Here is an 18073-nt window from a genome sequence, read left to right on the forward strand (position 1 = left end):
ATTGATCGTTTTCCCTACCCCTGAGATAGAGGTTCCTTACCTTCGAGGGGCAACGGGCGGACCGGTTGTGCGCGGCCCGATTTCGGCATCCCCGATTTCGGCGTCCCCGCGTCGTCCCTCGCCCGTCATGTGCCGCCGCCGGGTCCATGCCTCGCCGGGTCCATGCCCGGCGAGGGCGGCGCGTTTCGAGGGCTCACTGCGCGCGACCGGGCAGATCATGGCACATTGGGAGTGAACGAACGTGCGGCCGCCAGGCCCTGGATGCCGCAGATGCCGGGTCCGCAGGGCCCTGGCCGGTATCGTTCGTCAAGCTCCCGGGCGTATCACCAGGGCGCGACAGGGAGGCCGGTCCTCCTGGGCACAAGAGGAACAGGCCGTGGTCCGAGGGCACCCTCGGTCCCTGCGTGATCCCTGCGAGGAGGGCATAGGCGCGTGTATCCGAAGGGCCTGCCATGTATTTGAAGTCGCTGACGCTGCGCGGCTTCAAGTCCTTCGCGTCCTCGACGACGCTGAAGTTCGAGCCGGGCATCACCTGTGTCGTCGGGCCCAACGGATCCGGCAAGTCCAACGTCGTCGACGCGCTGTCCTGGGTCATGGGCGAGCAGGGCGCCAAGTCCCTGCGCGGCGGCAAGATGGAGGACGTCATCTTCGCCGGCACCGCGACGCGGCCGCCGCTGGGCCGCGCCGAGGTCGTCCTCACCATCGACAACGCCGACGGCGCCCTGCCGATCGACTACTCCGAGGTGACGATCAGCCGGCTGATGTTCCGGTCGGGGCAGAGCGAGTACGCCATCAACGGCGACGGCTGCCGGCTGCTCGACATCCAGGAGCTCCTGTCGGACTCGGGCATCGGCCGCGAGATGCACGTCATCATCGGGCAGGGCCAGCTCGACCGCGTGCTGCACTCGGGGCCCGAGGGGCGGCGGGCCGTCATCGAAGAGGCCGCGGGCGTGCTCAAGCACCGCAAGCGCAAGGAGAAGGCGCTCCGCAAGCTCGACGCGATGCAGGCCAACCTCACCCGCGTCCAGGACCTCACCGGCGAGCTGCGCAGGCAGCTCAAGCCGCTCGGCAAGCAGGCCGAGATCGCCCGGCGGGCGGCCGTCATCCAGGCCGATCTGCGCGACGCGCGGCTGCGGCTGCTGGCCGACGACCTGACGACGCTGACGACCAGGCTCGACCAGGAGGCCGCGGACGAGGCGGCCATCCGCGAGCGCCGCACCGAGACCGAGCGGGCCCTGGCCGGGGCGCAGGAGCGCGAGGCCGGGCTGGAGGCCGAGGCGGCCGCCGAGGCGCCCAAGCTGGCGCAGGTGCAAGACACCTGGTTCCAGCTGTCGGCACTGAAGGAACGGCTCCGCGGTGTCGCCGACCTGGCCGCCGAACGGCATCGCAACGCCGCCGAGGCGCGCGAGGACGACCGGCGCGGCCGCGATCCCGAGGAGATGGAGCGCGAGGCGGTCGCCGTCCGCGAGCAGGAGGAGATGCTCCGCGCCGCGCTGGAGGAGGCCCAGGAGGGGCTCGCCGGGGCGGTCGAGGAACGGTCCGTCGCCGAGGACGCGCTCATCCGGGAGGAACGCCGCCTGCAGTCGGCCGCCCGGGCGGCCGCCGACCGCCGTGAAGAGCTGGCCCGGCTGCGCGGCCGGGTGGACGCGCTGCGCAGCAAGGTCCAGGCGGGCGAGTCGGAGATCGGGCGTCTCGCCGAGGCCCGGACCGAGGCCGAGCAGCGTGCCGGCGCCGCGCAGGCCGAGTTCGAGGCGTACGAGGCCGAGGTCGTCGAAGACCCGGAGCTCGCCGCCGAGCACGAGGTCGCGCAGGAGCGGCTCGCCGTCGCGAAGGAGGCGGTCGAGGCCGCCCGCGCGGGCGTCGAGGGGCCGCGCCAGGAGCTGAAGGCGGCGCGCGCGGCGGTCGGCGCCGCCCGTACCGCCGACCAGGCCGCGCAGAAGAGCGTCGCCGCTCTGCAGGCGCGCATCGAAGCGCTCAACTTGACCCTCGCCAGCGCCGCCGACGGGGGAGAGGCCCTGCTGTCGGCGGGCGCCGACGGCTCGCTGGAGGGCGTGCTGGGCACGGTCGCCTCGCTGCTGACCGTACGGCCCGGCTATGAGACGGCCGTCGCGGCCGCCCTGGGCAACGCCGCCGAGGCCATCGCGGTCGGATCGGTCGACACCGCCGAGGCCGCGCTGGCGTTGCTGCGGGCCCGTGATGCCGGACGTGCGGGCCTGCTGGTGGGCGGAGGCGCCGCCGGCTCGGCGTCCCGCGTCCCGGACGTCGACTACGCGATCGACGCCGTGACCGTCCCCGACGCCGTCCAGCCCGCGCTGGAGCATCTGCTGGGCGATGTCGCGGTCGTGGACGACCTGGCGGCGGCGGGCGCGCTCGTCCGGCGCGAGCCCCGGCTGCGGGCCGTGACGCGGGACGGCGACCTGTTCGGCGCGCACTGGGCGCTGGGCGGCGCCGCGGGCGGCGGGCAGAGCCTGCTGCGGATGCGGGCGACGCTCGACCAGGCCACCCAGGACCTCGCCGCAGCCGAGACCGGCGCCGGGCGCGGCGCGGCCGAGCTGGCCGGGGCGATGGAGACCGAGCAGACGGCGCAGACCGCGCTGGACGCCGCGCAGGCCGCCGTCAACCAGGCGCAGTCCGGCGTCAACCAGGCCCAGTCCGAGCTCGACCGGGTGCGCGGCAGGCTGCGCGAGTTCGACGCGAGGGCCGCCCAGGAGGCCAAGCACGCGGCACGGCTGGAGGCGGGCGTGCGGGCCGCGCGCGGCGAGGTCGAACGGCTCACCAAGGCGCTCGACGCGGCGGGCGAGTCGCTCGAACGCGACGTCCAGGCGGCGGAGGAGCTGGCCGTCCGGCTCGCCGAGTCGGAGGAGGCCGCCGAGGTCGCCGACGACGTGGGCAACGAGACCGACATGCGGGACGAGCTCGACGAGCGGTGCCGCAACCTGCGCGCCGTCGAGATGGAGGCCCGGCTGACGGTGCGCACCGCCGAGGAGCGGGTCCAGGCCATCGCCGGGCGCGCCGACTCCCTCGAACGCGGCGCGCGCAGGGAGCGCGAGGAGCGCGCCCGCGCGGCCCGGCGGCGGGCGCGGCGCGAACGCCAGGCCAAGATCGCCGAGGCCGTGCACAAGGGCTCACGCACCGCGCTCGACCGCATCGAACTGTCGCTCGCCGCGGCGGTCACCCAGCGCGAGGCGGCCGAGCGGGCGCGGGCCGCGCGCGACGCCGAGCTCAAGGTCGTGCGGACGCAGGTACGCGAGCTGTCGGGCACCCTCGAACGCCTCGTCAACGTGGTGCACGGCAGCGAGGTCGCGCGGGCCGAGCAGCGGCTGCGGCTGGAGCAGCTCGAACAGCGCGCGCTGGAGGAGTTCGGGCTGGAGGTCGAGGCGCTGGTGACCGAGTACGGGCCGAACGTGCCGGTGCCGCCAGGCCCGGAGGCAGCCGAGGACGCACAGCCCGTCCCGTACCGGCGGGCCGAGCAGGAGAAGCGAGCCCGGGCCGCCGAACGCCAGCTCACCCAGCTCGGCAAGATCAACCCGCTGGCGCTGGAGGAGTTCGCGGCGCTGGAAGAGCGGCACGCGTTCCTGACCTCGCAACTGGAAGATCTCAAGAAGACGCGGCGCGACCTGCTGACCGTGGTCAAGGAGGTCGACGACCGGGTCCAGCAGGTGTTCGCCGCCGCCTACGACGACACCGCGCGGGAGTTCGAACGGATCTTCGCGCGGCTGTTCCCGGGCGGCGAGGGCAGTCTCTCGCTCACCGAGCCCGACGACATGCTCGCCACCGGCGTCGAGGTCTCGGCGCGGCCACCGGGCAAGAAGGTCAAGCGGCTGTCGCTGCTGTCGGGCGGCGAGCGCTCGCTGGTCGCCATCGCGTTCCTGGTCGCGGTCTTCAAGGCGCGGCCGTCGCCGTTCTACGTCCTCGACGAGGTCGAGGCGGCGCTCGACGACACCAACACGCAGCGGCTGCTGACGGTGTTCGAGGAGCTGCGCGAGTCGTCCCAGCTGATCATCATCACCCACCAGAAGCGCACGATGGAGGGCGCCGACGCGCTGTACGGCGTCAGCATGCGCGGCGACGGCGTCACGCAGGTCGTGAGCCAGCGGCTGCGGGAGCACGAGACCGTCTGACCGCGGCCTTCCTTCGCGCGCTCAGTTGTTGCGCGGTGCCAGCGTCGGGGTGAACGTGTAGCCCCGCACCGCCGCGCGTGCGCAGGCGGTGTTCAGCGCGTGACGCGTGCTCTGCGAGCTCCGGCCGGCCGTGGCGTCGATGCTGACGCACAGTCCCTTCGACCGGGTCGCGGCGGGCGACAACCGGAAGACGGGCGAGGAGGCTGTCCGCTCCCCGGGAACCTGTTCGAGGTAGAACCGCTGGCGTGCCTGGTTCTTGTCGCAGGGCTTCACGTGCAGGCGGGCGCCGTCCTCGGGGGAGTCGAGCGTGGTGCACCAGAAGGCCGTGGGGCTCGTCTGGACCTTGAGCAGGTAGGTCCGCACCGCGACCGACTGGAGCCAGATGCGCTGCAGCCTGTCCTCGGCGTCGCACGGATGCCGCGACAGCGTCGGGTCGCCCTGGTTGTCCTGGAGGACGGCGACGCAGTCCTTGTTCGGCGTGCCGGTGACCGGCGCGAGCGTGTACCAGCCGTCAGGAGGCGGGGTCGCCGTGGGGGACGGGCTCGCCGGAGCGGCGGGCGTGCGGTGCCCGGGCCCCCGGTTGGCGGCGGCGACCAGCGACACGGTGATCACGACGATGGTGAACAGGGCGGGAGCGGCGACCAGCAGCGAGAGGGAGCGCCGGCCGCGCTCCTTTCCAGGACGGGGGTGGGCGCGTCGTTTACCGGGCATCGGTGCAATCTTTGGCGGGGCGGGTCATTGGCGGGTGCGAGTGCGGGGTCAGCCGTTGCTGCTGCTGGTCGGGGCCGTGACCGGGGTGAAGATGTAACCGAGCACGCCGGCCTGGCCGCAGTTGGTGTGGAGGGTGTGCGCCGTGGCGGGGTGATCGACCTTGACGCCGACGCACATCCCGTTCTGCCGCGTGGACGACGCCTGCAGCCGGTAGATCTGGCGCCCGTGCGCGGTCGCGCCGGTGCCCGTGAGCACCCAGCTCTGCCGCTGGTCGCCGGCGACGCAGGGACGCAGCAGCACGCGGGCGCCGGGCTCGCGCGCGGCGAGCGTCGCGCACCAGATCTTGTCCCACGCGTTGAACGCCTTGATGGCGACGGCCCCGCCGCCCAGCGGCTCCAGCCGCAGGCGCTGGAGCGGATCCTCCGGCGCGCAGCGATCCTGGCCCACCCTCGGCTCGTACGAGTCGTCGGGGAGGATCGACAGGCAGTCGTCCATCTCCGACCGTGCCGTGACGATCGGGTTGGCCGCGTACCAGCCGTCCGGCGGCGGCGGGACCTTGGGCGCGTCGGCGGCCGGCGTCGTCCCGCCCTTCCGCTCGCCGTCGTTGTCGGCCGCCGTGTAGAGGGAGACCGCGACGACCGCGATCGTGATCAGGGCCGGCGCGGCGACGAGGAGCGAGACCGTGCGGCGGCCGCCGGAGTCCCGGACGGTGCGGCGGCGCCCGCGGTGTCCGGTGTGGACGGGAAGGCGCGGGTGGGTGCCGGACGGCTCCGCGCGTTCGATCGCGTTCACGCGTGCCGTTGAGCCCGCGCGTTCGGTTGAACCGGCGCGTTCGGGCTGGGCTTCATGCTCGACCGTGCCGGGTGGTGCGCCGGCGGGCTCGTTCTTGACGTGGTCGTGGGCGCGGAGCCAGAGCTCGCGCGTCTCGTCCGTGCACCCGCAGGCGGTCACGAAGGCCGCCACGAGCTCGGGCCGGGGGAGCACCTCGCCGCCAAGGAGACCGCCGAGACCGCCCGGGACGAGGACGCCGACCGCGAGGAGCCTCGCCTCCAGCTCGGGGAGCGACAGCCCTGACCGTGCGTGGAGGCGCCGCATGTGAGAGAGGAACTCGGCGGGGGTGCCCACCTCGCCGGGTTGTGGAGCCACGATGCTCGCGGTCACTCTCTTCCCCTAAAGATCAGCGAGTGCCAGTGGTGGCATCGTAGCGACCCTTGGGGCGAATGTAACTATTGTCCCCCGTAGGGGGGACACAGGGTTACTTCACGACTTTCCACCGCCCCTCGAACCGGCGCAGGGTGAAGGTCGGCTGCGGCGAGATGAAGATCCCGCTGTCGTACTGCAGGCCGGTGGAGGGGATGACGGCCTCCGTCGGACTCGTGAGCCTGCCGCCCGTCACCTTGATCTCCCAGAGGCCCTGGCGCTCCCGCGGCCGCAGATCGTGGGGCCCGTCCCGCATGCCCTTCGTGCACTTGCCGCGCAGCGGCCCGTTCTTGCTCATGGCGAACGGCCCGCGCGGGTCCACGTAGCGGCAGGCCGACACGTCGCCGTGCGCGTGCCCGCGCAGGACCGCCTGCAAGGCCGCCCGGGCCCCCTCGATGCCGGTCGAGTCGGGCGAGGTGCCGGGGTCGAACAGGGGCGGCCTGGTGAATCGGGGCTGGGAGAACTCGGTCGTTTCGGATGAGCTCGGCGTGCGCGGTGTCTCGTCGCCCGTCGCGGCGAAGGCGGCCAGGAGCGCGACGCACAGGAGCCCGCCACCGGCGCCGAGGGTCAGCAGCCGGTTCACGCACCCCTCGCGGGGGTGAAGGTGAAGCCCTGGACGCCCGCCCGGAAACATGAGGTGTGCACGGCGTGGACGGTACCGGGCCGGACGGGGTCGACGCCCACGCACATCCCGTTCGCGTGCGTCGAGACCGGCAGCATCTGGAAGATCGCCGTGCCGTTCACCGGTGGCGGGCCGATCGGGCGGAACGTGAACTGCTGCCGCGGCTCGCCCGGCACGCACGGCATGAGATGCAGGCGCGCCCCGTCCCTGCCCGAGTCGAGCGTGACGCACCTGGGCTTCGCCTCGTCCTCGGACGCCCGGCCCTTCAGCACATGGCCGCCCTTGCGCTGGGACTCCAGCCAGAACTTCTCGGTCGTGTCGTCGAGGTCGCAGACATGCTGCGACAACGTCGGCCGCGCCGCGTCGTCATTCATGATCGCCAGGCAGTTGACGTTGGGCTCCCCGGTCACCGGACTGAGCGAGTAGCGCCCGTCCTTGGGGGGCAGGGCGGCCGTCGTCCGCTCGGTCCGGGCCGCCTGGCCGGCTTCCCTTCCCCCGTCCTTCACGGTGTTGACCAGCGCGAACACCACCGCGGCGGCGGTGATGAGCGACACCGTCGCGGCCTGCGGCGAGATGTGGCCCCGGCGCCGTCCCGCCACCACCGGGAAGTCGCCGGTGGCCCGGTGGCGTCCCGCCCGTCCCGGCGCCGCCTCGGGGGCCTGCGCCGGTTCGGGGATCGCGTCCACCACGGGCAGTTCGCCGGTCGAACGATGCCGTCCCGCGGCCCGGGGCTCCCGGCCGAGGCGCCGTTCGCCGCCCGAACGCCGCGCCCCCTCGGAGCGACCGCGGCGACGCCCGCCGGCGGCCCCACGCCGGTCGTCCTCCTCGCCGTCGGGCGCGAGCTGCGGAGGCTGCGTGCCCTGCACTGGCGGCGGAGGCTGCACGGCCTGCACATGCTGCGTTGCTTGCGCGACCTGCGGGCCCTGCACGGTCTGCACGGCCCGCGCGGGCTGCGTGGCTTGCGCCGGTTGCGTGGACTGGGGCGGCTTTAGCGTTGGGAGGGGAAACTCCCTCACGTGCCGGGTGAGATCCTGCCCTGGCCGCTGAAAGTCCTGCGCATGTTGAGTGTGCTCATGCGCTGACGGCGGGTACTCCCGTTCGGGCTGCAATTGTTCCTGGACAGGTTGTGGCCCTGTTTGCAGTGGTTGGGCTATGGGAGCCCCGGCCAGCATGGGGCGTGTGTTCGTTCCGGCTCTGGGCGCCTTGAACGGCCGGCCCGCAACACGGACGTCATCGGCCTCGCCGTCCGCGGGCGGGGGTGCCGAGCGCACGGCGGCCAGGCGGGCATGGGCCTCCAGCCACCGCGCGCGGACCTCGGGGACGCAACCGCAGGCGACGAGGAACGCCGCGAGCGTCTCCTCGCGGGGAAGCAGATCACCGGACAGCAGGGCCGGCAGCCCACCGGGGACGAGAACGCCGCCGGGGTCGCGGAGCCGGGCCTCCAGCTCCGCCGTGGAAAGGCCGGACCATAGCTGGAGCTTGCGCATCAACGTGACGAATTCGGCGGGGGTGCGGGCCCCCTCCGGTTGCGGCACGGTTCGCCGAACGCCGTCGGGAACGCCTGTTTTCGCGGGCATCGTAGCGACCTCCGGGTCAAATGTGGCTATGGTTCGCTGTGCGGCGGTTAGGTGAGATCACGGCTTTTCTTGTTCGGTGCCGCGTTGTGAGAGGGATCCTGGGATGGTCGGCGACGCGGGGTTGCCCGGCGGGACGATGCGGAGCTCCCTCGAGACCCGGATCGGCCTGACCTTCGTCCTGCTCATGCAGGTGCGGGTCCTCGTCGTGGGCATCACCGTGCTGATCGATCCCAAGGCCCGGGCCGACTTCAGGGAGCTGTGGGTCCTGGCGGCGGCCGCGCTGGTCTCGGGCGTGGCGCTGATGGGCTGGGAACGGCTCGTACCGCGGCTGTTCGACCAGCCGGCGCTGCTCGCCTTCGACGTGCTCATCGGGTACGCCGTGCTCGCGGTCGGCGGGATCATCGGACCGTACTTCCTGGTCACGGTGGTCGCCGCGGGCCTCGCGGGGCTCCTGTACCGGTGGCCGGCCGTGCTCCTGCTGTGCACCCAGCAGACGGTGCTCTACTACGTCGCGCTCAGCCAGAGCTGGGAGGAGCGGAAGGCCGTCGGCCTCACGCTGCTGCTGGCGATGCCCTCGTTCTACGCCGTCGGCGCCCTGGTCGGCGGCGTGCTGCGGCGGCTCTTCCACGAGCAGGCCGCCGCCGAGGAGGCGCGCTGGCGGTCGGACGCGCAGGCGCTCGCCGCGGCGGAACGTTCCCGGCTGGCCCGGGAGATGCACGACTCGCTGACCGGCACCCTGTCGGGGATCGCGCTGGCGTCGACGGGGCTGCCCGCCTGGATCCGCAAGTCGCCCGACCGCGCCGAAGTGGAGGCGCAGCGCATCGCCGCCGCCGCGCAGGTCGCCGCGCGGCAGGCGCGGGAGCTCATCTCCGAGCTGCGCGAGGACGCGGTGCAACACCCGTTGGGCGTCGCGATCGACGAGATCGCCGCCGAGTGGGAACGGTCCGCCGGAGTCCCGGTGCGCACGCGCGTCCAGGACGGCATCGACCTGCCGCTGAGCGCCCGGCACGAGACATTGGCGATCGTCAAGGAGGCGCTGGAGAACGTGGGCAGGCACGCGGGGGCGTCCAGCGTCGAGATCAGCGTGGCCGGGGACCGGGACTGGCTGGAGATCTGCGTGCGCGACGACGGCCACGGCCTGCCGGTACGGCCGGGCGGCGAGGGCTGGCTGGACGCGCTCAGCGGTGCCGGCCACTACGGCCTCCTCGGCATGCACGAGCGGGCCCGGCGGGCCGGGGGCGAGCTGATCGTGGACTCGATGCCGGGGACCGGCACCGGGGTCACGATCCGCTTCGCGGGGGAGGACGCGGCCGGCGGGCGCGCCGCGCTGACGAGGAGGAGGGATCGATGAACGGCCACCCTGCGTTCCCCGGAGGATCCGGCCACGAAGCATCGGGCCCCGGTGGACCAGGTCCCGGCGGGCCGGTTCCCGGCGGAACGGAACCCGGTGGCCCAGGTCCTGGTGGAGCGGGCACTGGTGGAGCGGGCGGGCGGTATCGCGTGCTGGTCGTGGACGACAACCAGTTCATCCGTTCCGGGCTCGTCATGGCGCTCGAGACCAGCGACGACATCGAGGTGGTCGGCGAGGCCGGCGACGGCGGCCAGGCCATCGAGACGGCCCGGCGCCTGCTCCCGGACGTGACGCTGCTCGACGTGCGGATGCCGCACGTGGACGGGGTGGACGCCGTCGAGGTGCTGAGCACGCTCAGCCGGGTGATCATGCTCACCCAGGTGGAGGACCCCGACGTGGTGCTCACGGCGGTGCGCAAGGGCGCCGTCGGCTACCTCGTGCACAACACGTTCACGATCGAGGAGCTCACCGCAGCCATCCGCGAGACCGTGCTGCACCGGGCCCACCCCCTCTCACAGGTCGCGTCCGCCGCCCTGATCGAGGCCACCCGGGCGGGCCAGGCCGCCCCGCCACCGGCCGACCCGGCGGCTCACAGGGCGCGTTTCGGCCTTTCCGCCCGCGAAATCGAAGTCATGGACCTCATCATTCAGGGACATGCGAACTCTGACATCGCGGCCAAACTATTTCTGACGGAGAAGACCGTCAAGAACTACATCAACCGCATATATGCCAAGCTTGGCGCGCCGAACCGCGCCACGGCCATCGTGACCTGGCTCGGGATGCCGCCAGGCGGCTGACCGGCGGTTTCGAGTTGAGGTCCCCCATCGCGCGCCTTAGGGCCCTAGGGCCCTAGGGGCCCTGCCGCCCGGCTCGGTACGTTCATCCCTGAAAACCCCCTGATAATCGTCTTTTCTATGGCCCCCGATTGGACGGGTCGCCATAATCCCCCCGCGCTCGGAGGTTGTCCATGCAATTCACTCGTCGTCATCGGGCGGCCATTCTCGCGACGACCGCGGTCGCCGTCGCGACCTCGGTTTCCGCCACCTTGCTGGACGAAGGATCACCGAGCGGCAGGGTGTCGACCGTGAGCGCCGCGGGCGACCGGGCGACCGGCGTGCCGATTCCAGATATGCCGGACTCCGGCAAGCGCGGCATCGCGCCGGGCGAGCCGGACCCGGCCGGTGGCGACGCCGCCGCGGCCGCGGGCTACCCGACGGCGGCGAAGCGGTACAAGTGGGGGAAGCCGATCGCCCGGGACGAGTTCACCGGCAAGAGGCTCAACCTGCGTGACTGGTCGCCGGAGAACGACCCCCGCAGCGAGCACGGCATCCGTACCCCGCGCGCGATCACCGTGGGCAAGGGCGTCATGAAGATCACCGGGCGGCAGAACCGGACCACCGGCGCGGTCGGCTGGCGCCGCGGGGCCCGCAAGTACGGCCGCTGGGAGGCGCGCGTCAAGCTCAACCGCGCGTGCGCCTGCTACAACGCCAACCTGCTGCTGTGGCCGGCCACCGGCAAGCCGTGGGACGGCGGCGGCGAGGTCGACTGGATGGAGACCTACGGCGACGACGGCATGCGCAAGGGGACCTCGTTCTACCTCCACTACGGCAAGGGCCAGCAGCCGACGACGATCGCGCGCCGGGTGAAGACCGACCTCACGAAGTGGCACACGTTCGCGATCCAGTGGAACTCGCGCAGCATCACCGGCTACATCGACGGCAAGGTGTGGTTCTACACGAACAAGCGGCAGGCGCTGCCGCCGCGCGCGATGGGCCAGTCGATCCAGCTCGACTACTTCGCGAACCTGCGCCCGCGGACGGCACGCGGCGTCAAGCGCTGGTTCCCGGCGACGCTGGAGGTCGACTGGATCAGGTTGTACCGGCCGTGACACAGATCTTCGCCCCCCGGAGGCCCGACTCCGGGGGGCGAAGCCTGTCTAGCGGACGATCTGCCAGAGGTCGTTCTGCCAGCGCAAGACGAACTTGCTCTGTATCGACGAAACCGTCAGGTTGCCTTGTTCCCATTTGAGTCCGGCGAACGGGATGGTGGCCTGGTCGCCCGAGAGCTTGCCGCCCGAAACGGTGACGGTGGCCAATGCCTCGCGCTCGAACGGGCGCAGGAAATGGGGGCTGAACTTCACGCCCTTGCGGCAGTCGCCGCGGAGTGCGGGCCCTTTGAGGAATTCGCTGCCGGCGCCGATGTATCGGCAGACCGACATGTCGCCGGCGGCCTGCCCGCGCAGGAATGTCTGCAATGCGGCACGCGCTCCGGCGAGGCTCCGTTCGGCGCCCGGCGTCGGCTTGGCATCCGCCGCTGACGTCGCCGGTGGCCGGGACGAGGGAGCGGTGAAGACCTTGCCGTCGCCGGCCCCGTCCGTCCCGCCGCAGGCCGCCGAGGCGAACAGTCCGGCGAGCAGCAGGCCGCCCAGTTGAACCGCTGACCGATGAGCCATAGCACGCCTTTCTGAGCTGGAACGAGCCGATGGGCGCATTCGACGGTCGAGCCCCTCGGGTCGGGGGGCAATTTGTGATCATATCGACAAGTCCGTCCTCTTAACAGAGGCTTCGGGGCGGAAACTTGACGACTTTCCGTGCGGGAGTCAGGCGGGTCGAATAACTGCGGGCGGCGGCGAGTCTTGGGGTCCGGGAGGCGGGGCGCCTGGGTCCTAGGGCCCTATGCGACAAGATCACTTATCAGTAGAGTCCGGTGGCGCCGGATGAAGAATTCGGGTGACCGTTGCAGGCAATTCATAGGAACGTTTCCCGGAATGCCGGTTGCCGCTTGGCCGCATCAGACTCGACCGTCACACCAGGCTCGACCGGCTCTGCATGCGCCGTCGAACGTCTGGCATGGCCTGGCCGTTCGCTGGGCGGCGGCCGACGCGAGGCGGCCGGCAACGGCCTCGTCCCGGTCCGGAAACGGCCGGTCATTTGTCGTTGAAAAATGTCCGCGTTCCTGGAGTCCGTAAAAGCGGGTGAGTAGCGTGAGATCAAGGGGGCGGTTCGGTGTTGAACGGGATTGCCAGGTTCGGCGTCGTCGGGGTGTGCGTGCTGGCCGTGGGAGCGGCGGCCGTGCAGGACTCCGACGTGCCGAAGCCTCGGGAGGCGGAGGTCACGGCCCCGCCGGAACGAGGGCCGGTGCCGAGCGCCGCCGCGAAGTTCGGATGGGGCGCGCCCGTCGCGGCCGACGAGTTCGCGGGCACGACCCTCGACCCGCGCGGGTGGCTGGTCTATGACGGAGCGGGCCATGCCGGTAAGGGACGTCGCAGTCCCAAGGCGGTGTCCGTGCGCGACGGGGTGCTCACCATCACCGGGTCGCCGGACGGCACGACCGGCGGGATCGCCTGGCGGCGGGGGACGCGGAAGTTCGGGCGCTGGGAGGCCCGGGTCAGGTCGTCGCGGAGCTGCGCCTGCTACCACCCCGTCCTGCTGCTGTGGCCGGTCGGCGGCGGCGGGGGAGTCGCGCCCAAGGGCGGCGGCGGCGAGATCGACTACATGGAGACCCTCGACGACGGGCGGCGGCGGAGCACGGGGTTCTTCCTGCACTACGGCCCCGAGGACGGCGAGCGGAGGATCGCGGGGCGGGTGCGCGCCGATCTGACGCGCTGGCACACGTTCGCCGTCGAATGGACGCCCCGGAGCATGAGCGGGTTCATCGACGGCCGCCGGTGGTTCTCGACGGCGGATCGCAAGGCGCTGCCGCCCGGGCCGATGGGGCAGACGATCCAGCTCGACTGGTTCCCCGAGGACACCCGGCGGACGGCCGGCGGCATCGACCGGCGCACGGCGGCGACGCTGGAGGTCGACTGGATCCGGATGTACCGGGTGCCCTGAGGCGCCGCCGGTGCCGTGAGGCGTCGCGGGCGCCGCCGGCGACGCCCTGGAGATCTTCTCCGGCCGCGGATCTTTGCCGGCGACCCGCCGGGAGGGCCCTTGTGCAAGATCCACCGATCCACTACTCATGTGGACCGGCCGCCGTCTGGCCCCCCGATGCCGGGCACAGGCCCGGCACAGCCGGCGGTTTGGGAGGATGCGCATGGATCCGCAGCGGCTCAAGGACAACTTCGCGCTCGTCGGCAAGAACGGCGAGGACGTCGCCGCGTACTTCTACTCCGACCTCTTCGAGCGTGAGCCCGCGCTGCGGCCGATGTTCCCCGCCGCGATGGCCAAGCAGAACGAGAAGCTGCTCGCCGCGCTCTCGCACATCGTGTCCCTCGTGGACGACGCGCCGGCCCTCGTGCCGTTCGTCCAGGACCTCGGCCGCCGGCACGCGGGCTTCGGCGTCGTCAGCGACCACTACCCGGTCGTCGGCGCGAGCCTGCTCGCCACGCTGGCCTACTTCAGCGGCTCGGCGTGGAACGACGAGCTGGAGGAGGACTGGGCCGCCGCCTACGGCCTCGTCGCCCAGGTGATGGCGGAGGCCGCCGCCGAGCCGGTCTGAGGCGAGCCGTTTCATTAATTTTTCCGTCGTGAGCCCCGGCCCGCCGCCGCTCATCCAGGTGACGGCGGGCGCGCTGGCGTGCGCGAATGCACGCTCATGCGATTTCTGTGACTGCTGTGACACCAGACGCATTTGCGTTGAAAGTCCATATTTGTACACATCGCTCGGTAGGGTCCCCTCTTGATCATGGCCGCTACCGGAAGACGAAGGCGTGGACGCTCAGCGGTTGAAGGACAACTTCGCGCAGGTCGCGCAGCAGGGTGACGCGGTCGCCCTGTTCTTCTATTCCGACCTGTTCGTGCGCAATCCCCACCTCAGGGACATGTTCCCGGTCGGGATGAGCGGGCAGCGCGACAAACTGCTGCGCGCGCTCGGGCGAATCGTCTCGCAGGTCGACGATCTCGACCAGCTCGTGCCGTTCCTCCAGCAACTGGGCCGTGACCACCGCAAATTCGGGATCCTGGCGGAGCACTACCCGCATGTCGGCGCCAGCCTCGTCCGCACCCTCAAATACTTCTCCGGCGCCGACTGGACGCCGGAACTGGAGCAGGACTGGGGCGCCGCCTACGGCGTGGTCGCCCAGGTCATGCAGGAGGCCGCCGACGAGGACTCCCTGAACAGCCCGCCGTGGTGGGAGGGCCGGGTGACCGCGGTGGAGCGGCGCCGGTTCGACCTGGCGGTCATCCGGGTGGAGCCCGACCGTCCCCTGCCCTACCTGCCCGGCCAGTCGGTCGCCGTCGAACTCCCGGCGCGGCTGCGCCAGTGGCGGTTCTACTCGATGGCCAACGCGCCGCGGCCCGACAACACCGTCGACTTCCACGTGCGGCTGGTCGACGGCGGCGCGGTCAGCCCCGTCCTGGTGCGGACGCTGCAGGCCGGCGACCGGATCCGGATGGGCGCGCCGATCGGCACGCTCGTGCTGGACGAGTCGTCGCACCGCCAGGTGCTGCTCGTCGCCGGGAGCACGGGGCTCGCCCCGCTCAAGGCGATCCTGGAGCAGCTCGCGCGACGTCCCGTCCCGCCGCCGGTACAGCTCTTCTTCGGCGCGCGCACCCGGGACGCCCTCTACGACCTCGAAGACCTGCGCAAGCGGGCGGCCGAACTGCCCTGGCTGACCGTCGTGCCGGCCGTCTCCGACGAGACACCGCCGGCGGCCGGCTCGTTCTTCTCCATGGACGTCCGGCCCGGGCCCAACGGCTCGCTCGTCCAGGTGCCGCTGTCCGGCTCGCGCTCGGAGGACGGCGACGTCGAGTACGGCGCGCTCCCGGACGTCCTCGCCCGCCGAGGCTCGTGGGCGCAGCACGACGCCTACGTGTGCGGGCCCGCCGCGATGGTCATGAGCACGGTGGAACGGCTGACGCGCCTGGGCACCGATCCGGCCCGCGTCCGGCATGAGACCTTCGTCGATTCGCAGAGGTGAACCGTTGAACACTCCGAATCTTCCGGACCCGTTCGGCGACCCGGCGGGCTCTCCGGCCTTCGACTCCGCCCGGCCGGAATCCGGCCCGCCCGTGCCCGCCTGGGCCACGCCCGAATCGTCCCAGCCACCGGGGCATTCTCCTGGCCAGGTGCTGGGGCAGCAGCCTTCCTATCCGGTCGTCCCGGCCGCGGAGAACCAGCCCGGCCAGGCCGGGCCGCCCGCCCAGTCCGGTTCGCCCGCTCAGGCCGGTGTGCCTGGGCAGGGCGTTGTGCCCGCGCAAGGCATCGCGCCCGCGCAGGGCGGCCTGCCCGCGCCGGGGAGCCCGGGCGGCTTCGGGATGCTCGGCCGGGACCGGCTGACGCCCGGGGAGGTGCGGGCGGTCACGTTCGCGCGCGCGTCCCTCGGGCGCCGCGGCCTGGACGAGGACCACGTCCGGTCGTTCCTCGACCGCGTCGAGTACGAGCTGGCCCAGCTCGGCAACGAGAAGTCGGCGCTGGCGGAGGAGATCGCCGAGCTGCGCGACCGGCTGGGGTCCGCCGGGTCGGACGGGCGCGGCGGAATGGCGCACGAGGAGGCGCATTTCCAGGCCGTGCGGATCCTGTCGCACGCGCAGCAGACCGCGGACCTGTACGTGGCGGACGCCGAGCGGTACACCCGGGAACTCGCCCACGAGGCCCGGCTGCACCGCGAGGCGATCCTGTCCGACGCGCGGGGACGCGCCGAGCTGATGCTGGAGGAGGCGCACCAGCGCGCCGCCGAGGTCGCCGAGCAGGCGGCCCGTTCCGCCCCGATCGTGGCCCCCGCCAGGGCGGTCGAGCCGGTGCCGGGCGGCGCGCACCCCGGCCCGCCCGCGCTGCCGGCGGACGAGCGCCAGGCCATGGAAAGGGAGATCGCCTACCTGCGGACCTACAGCGACGTGTACCGCACCCACCTGCGGTCCTACCTGGAGGCCCTCCTCAAGAACGTGGACGAGTGGGAGACGTCCGAGCGCTCGGCCCTGCCCGTCGCGACCACCGACCAGCCACAACGGTGATGCCCGCGGGCCCGCCGAAACTCCTGCGGGCATGCCGAAGCCGTGGGCCCGCCGAAGCAGCGGGCTCACCTACGCTGCTCTGCGGGCTCGTCGAAGTCAGCCTGCGGACTTGCGGAAGCGTGGGCTCGCCGAAGCCGCAGCCTTGCTGAAGCCGTTGAGCCGGTGAGGCCAGTGGCGTTCGTGGAGTCGGTGGAGTTCGCGGCGTTCGCCGAGGGGTAAGGATGATCTGGCGTTCACGGACGGCATGGGCGCGACCGGCTGACACCGGACCCTGTTCGGCGCATGGGCGGTGGTCTGGAAAACTGGGGGCGCTATGGACTATCTGATCCTCATCGCCGGGCTGGCCGTACTCGCCCTCATCGTGGGCGGCGTCATGTTCTTGCGGCCCGGCCGCCGCAAGCCCCGCCGGCCCGTGGAACCCGCGGAGCGCCCCGCCGACGTCCTGCCGGGCGGCTCCACCGCCGTCGATGAGGCGGAGGGGGCCGCGCCGCCCGCCGAGCGCGCCCCACCGGCCGAGAAGGCGCCCGCCGCGCCGCCCGCGGTCGAGATCGAGCGGCCGCCGCCGTCCGCGGGACGGCTCGTCCGCCTGCGGGCCCGGCTGGCGCGCTCGCAGTCCACGTTCGGCAAGACCCTGCTCGGCCTGCTGTCGCGCGACACGCTCGACGACGACGCGTGGGACGAGATCGAGGACACCCTGATCGGCGCCGACATCGGCGTCGCCGTGGCCCGGCAGGTCACCGAGGACCTGCGGACCAAGGTCCAGGTGCTCGGCACCCGCACCCCGGACGAGGTGCGCGGGCTCCTCAAGGACGAGCTGGTCAAGCAGATCGGCCCCGACCTCGACCGGTCGCTGCGCGCCGAGCGGCACGGCAACAAGCCCGCCGTGATCATGGTCGTCGGGGTCAACGGCACCGGCAAGACCACCACCTGCGGCAAGCTCGGCCGGGTGCTCGTCGGCGACGGCCGCACGGTGCTCATGGGCGCGGCCGACACCTTCCGCGCCGCCGCGGCCGACCAGCTGCAGACCTGGGGCGCCCGCGTCGGCGCCCAGGTCGTCCGCAAGGAAGAGGGCGCCGACCCCGCCAGCGTGGCGTTCGACGCGGTCAAGCAGGGCATCGACAGCAAGGTCGACACCGTGATCGTCGACACCGCCGGGCGGCTGCACACCAAGACCGGGCTGATGGACGAGCTCGGCAAGGTCAAGCGCGTCATCGAGAAACAGAGCGAGGTAGACGAGATCCTGCTCGTCCTGGACGCCACGACCGGGCAGAACGGCATGCAGCAGGCCCGCGTCTTCGCCGAGGTCGTCAACGTCACCGGCATCGTGCTCACCAAGCTCGACGGCACCGCCAAGGGCGGCATCGTCGTCCAGGTGCAGCGCGAGCTCGGCGTCCCGGTCAAGCTCGTGGGCCTGGGCGAGGGGCCCGACGACCTGGCCCCCTTCGAGCCCGAGGCCTTCGTCGACGCCATCCTCGGCGAGTGACATCGTGGTGGCGCGGCGCCACGCCGCCGTCCCTTCGCGTCCCACGAGAACCACGGGCAACTTAATCCCCGATATTGGGAACTCTCACTATCTTGAAAGCAACAAAGTGAGCTCT

The 18073-nt window shown here is 72.2% G+C and carries 14 protein-coding genes; 9 read left to right on the forward strand and 5 right to left on the reverse strand.

Annotated features, from left to right (window positions below; translation table 11 throughout):
- The first annotated feature begins 452 nt into the window (after positions 1-452).
- Positions 453-4121 carry a chromosome segregation protein SMC gene (gene smc / locus ACGFNU_RS09385; protein WP_392591742.1) on the forward strand — a complete coding sequence of 1223 codons (3669 nt, stop codon included), beginning with the start codon at positions 453-455 and terminating at the stop codon, positions 4119-4121.
- Between the two features lie 21 nt (positions 4122-4142).
- Here smc and ACGFNU_RS09390 read toward each other — a convergent pair whose 3' ends face one another.
- The 4 genes from ACGFNU_RS09390 to ACGFNU_RS09405 form a co-directional block, all read right to left on the reverse strand.
- The gene (locus tag ACGFNU_RS09390) at positions 4143-4832 is read right to left on the reverse strand and encodes a hypothetical protein (RefSeq protein WP_392591744.1); all 690 of its coding nucleotides are present in this window, start codon (positions 4830-4832) and stop codon (positions 4143-4145) included.
- A gap of 48 nt (positions 4833-4880) precedes the next feature.
- The gene (locus ACGFNU_RS09395) at positions 4881-5993 is read right to left on the reverse strand and encodes a hypothetical protein (protein WP_392591746.1); all 1113 of its coding nucleotides are present in this window, start codon (positions 5991-5993) and stop codon (positions 4881-4883) included.
- 94 nt (positions 5994-6087) lie between these two features.
- Positions 6088-6615, reverse strand: a complete 528-nt coding sequence (locus tag ACGFNU_RS09400) for a hypothetical protein (protein ID WP_392591747.1) — start codon at positions 6613-6615, stop codon at positions 6088-6090.
- Positions 6612-8231 (reverse strand): hypothetical protein, encoded by a 1620-nt coding sequence (locus ACGFNU_RS09405; RefSeq protein ID WP_392591748.1) that lies wholly within the window; start codon positions 8229-8231, stop codon positions 6612-6614. Before ACGFNU_RS09405 ends, ACGFNU_RS09400 begins: the two co-directional genes overlap by 4 nt.
- 103 nt (positions 8232-8334) lie before the next feature.
- Here ACGFNU_RS09405 and ACGFNU_RS09410 point away from each other — a divergent pair, with 103 nt between their 5' ends.
- The 3 genes from ACGFNU_RS09410 to ACGFNU_RS09420 all read left to right on the forward strand — a co-directional run bounded on the left by ACGFNU_RS09410 (position 8335) and on the right by ACGFNU_RS09420 (position 11470).
- Positions 8335-9582, forward strand: coding sequence for a sensor histidine kinase (locus ACGFNU_RS09410; RefSeq protein WP_392591750.1), 1248 nt, complete (start codon positions 8335-8337; stop codon positions 9580-9582).
- A 158-nt stretch (positions 9583-9740) separates the two neighbouring features.
- On the forward strand, positions 9741-10379 hold the full coding sequence (locus ACGFNU_RS09415; RefSeq protein WP_392591751.1) for a response regulator: 639 nt from the start codon (positions 9741-9743) through the stop codon (positions 10377-10379).
- A 170-nt stretch (positions 10380-10549) separates the two neighbouring features.
- Positions 10550-11470, forward strand: coding sequence for a glycoside hydrolase family 16 protein (locus ACGFNU_RS09420; protein ID WP_392591753.1), 921 nt, complete (start codon positions 10550-10552; stop codon positions 11468-11470).
- 48 nt (positions 11471-11518) lie between these two features.
- Here the strand turns inward: ACGFNU_RS09420 and ACGFNU_RS09425 are convergent, their stop codons facing one another.
- Entirely contained in the window at positions 11519-12034 is a 516-nt protein-coding gene (locus tag ACGFNU_RS09425; protein WP_392591755.1) for a hypothetical protein, read from the reverse strand.
- Positions 12035-12587: 553 nt separating this feature from the next.
- On the opposite strand from ACGFNU_RS09425, the gene ACGFNU_RS09430 reads away from it, so the two are divergent.
- The 5 genes from ACGFNU_RS09430 (at position 12588) to ftsY (ending at position 17958) form a co-directional block, all read left to right on the forward strand.
- The gene (locus tag ACGFNU_RS09430) at positions 12588-13415 is read left to right on the forward strand and encodes a glycoside hydrolase family 16 protein (protein ID WP_392591757.1); all 828 of its coding nucleotides are present in this window, start codon (positions 12588-12590) and stop codon (positions 13413-13415) included.
- A gap of 202 nt (positions 13416-13617) precedes the next feature.
- Positions 13618-14022 (forward strand): globin domain-containing protein, encoded by a 405-nt coding sequence (locus ACGFNU_RS09435; protein WP_392591759.1) that lies wholly within the window; start codon positions 13618-13620, stop codon positions 14020-14022.
- A gap of 211 nt (positions 14023-14233) precedes the next feature.
- Positions 14234-15442, forward strand: a complete 1209-nt coding sequence (locus ACGFNU_RS09440; protein WP_392591761.1) for a globin domain-containing protein — start codon at positions 14234-14236, stop codon at positions 15440-15442.
- Positions 15443-15446: 4 nt separating this feature from the next.
- Positions 15447-16475, forward strand: a complete 1029-nt coding sequence (locus ACGFNU_RS09445) for a DivIVA domain-containing protein (protein ID WP_392591763.1) — start codon at positions 15447-15449, stop codon at positions 16473-16475.
- Positions 16476-16788: 313 nt separating this feature from the next.
- Positions 16789-17958, forward strand: coding sequence for a signal recognition particle-docking protein FtsY (gene ftsY, locus ACGFNU_RS09450; protein ID WP_392591765.1), 1170 nt, complete (start codon positions 16789-16791; stop codon positions 17956-17958).
- Positions 17959-18073 lie beyond the last annotated feature (115 nt).

Origin of the sequence: Spirillospora sp. NPDC048911 (genome assembly GCF_043198015.1) — a bacterium.
In the GTDB taxonomy this organism is placed as follows: domain Bacteria; phylum Actinomycetota; class Actinomycetes; order Streptosporangiales; family Streptosporangiaceae; genus Spirillospora.

Excerpts from the sequence above, each read along its gene's own strand:
- smc (WP_392591742.1), top strand. The coding sequence starts at position 453 with ATGTATTTGAAGTCGCTGACGCTGCGCGGCTTCAAGTCCTTCGCGTCC.
- ACGFNU_RS09390 (WP_392591744.1), bottom strand. The coding sequence starts at position 4,832 with ATGCCCGGTAAACGACGCGCCCACCCCCGTCCTGGAAAGGAGCGCGGC.
- ACGFNU_RS09405 (WP_392591748.1), bottom strand. The coding sequence starts at position 8,231 with ATGCCCGCGAAAACAGGCGTTCCCGACGGCGTTCGGCGAACCGTGCCG.
- ACGFNU_RS09410 (WP_392591750.1), top strand. The coding sequence starts at position 8,335 with ATGGTCGGCGACGCGGGGTTGCCCGGCGGGACGATGCGGAGCTCCCTC.
- ACGFNU_RS09420 (WP_392591753.1), top strand. The coding sequence starts at position 10,550 with ATGCAATTCACTCGTCGTCATCGGGCGGCCATTCTCGCGACGACCGCG.
- ACGFNU_RS09425 (WP_392591755.1), bottom strand. The coding sequence starts at position 12,034 with ATGGCTCATCGGTCAGCGGTTCAACTGGGCGGCCTGCTGCTCGCCGGA.
- ACGFNU_RS09435 (WP_392591759.1), top strand. The coding sequence starts at position 13,618 with ATGGATCCGCAGCGGCTCAAGGACAACTTCGCGCTCGTCGGCAAGAAC.
- ftsY (WP_392591765.1), top strand. The coding sequence starts at position 16,789 with ATGGACTATCTGATCCTCATCGCCGGGCTGGCCGTACTCGCCCTCATC.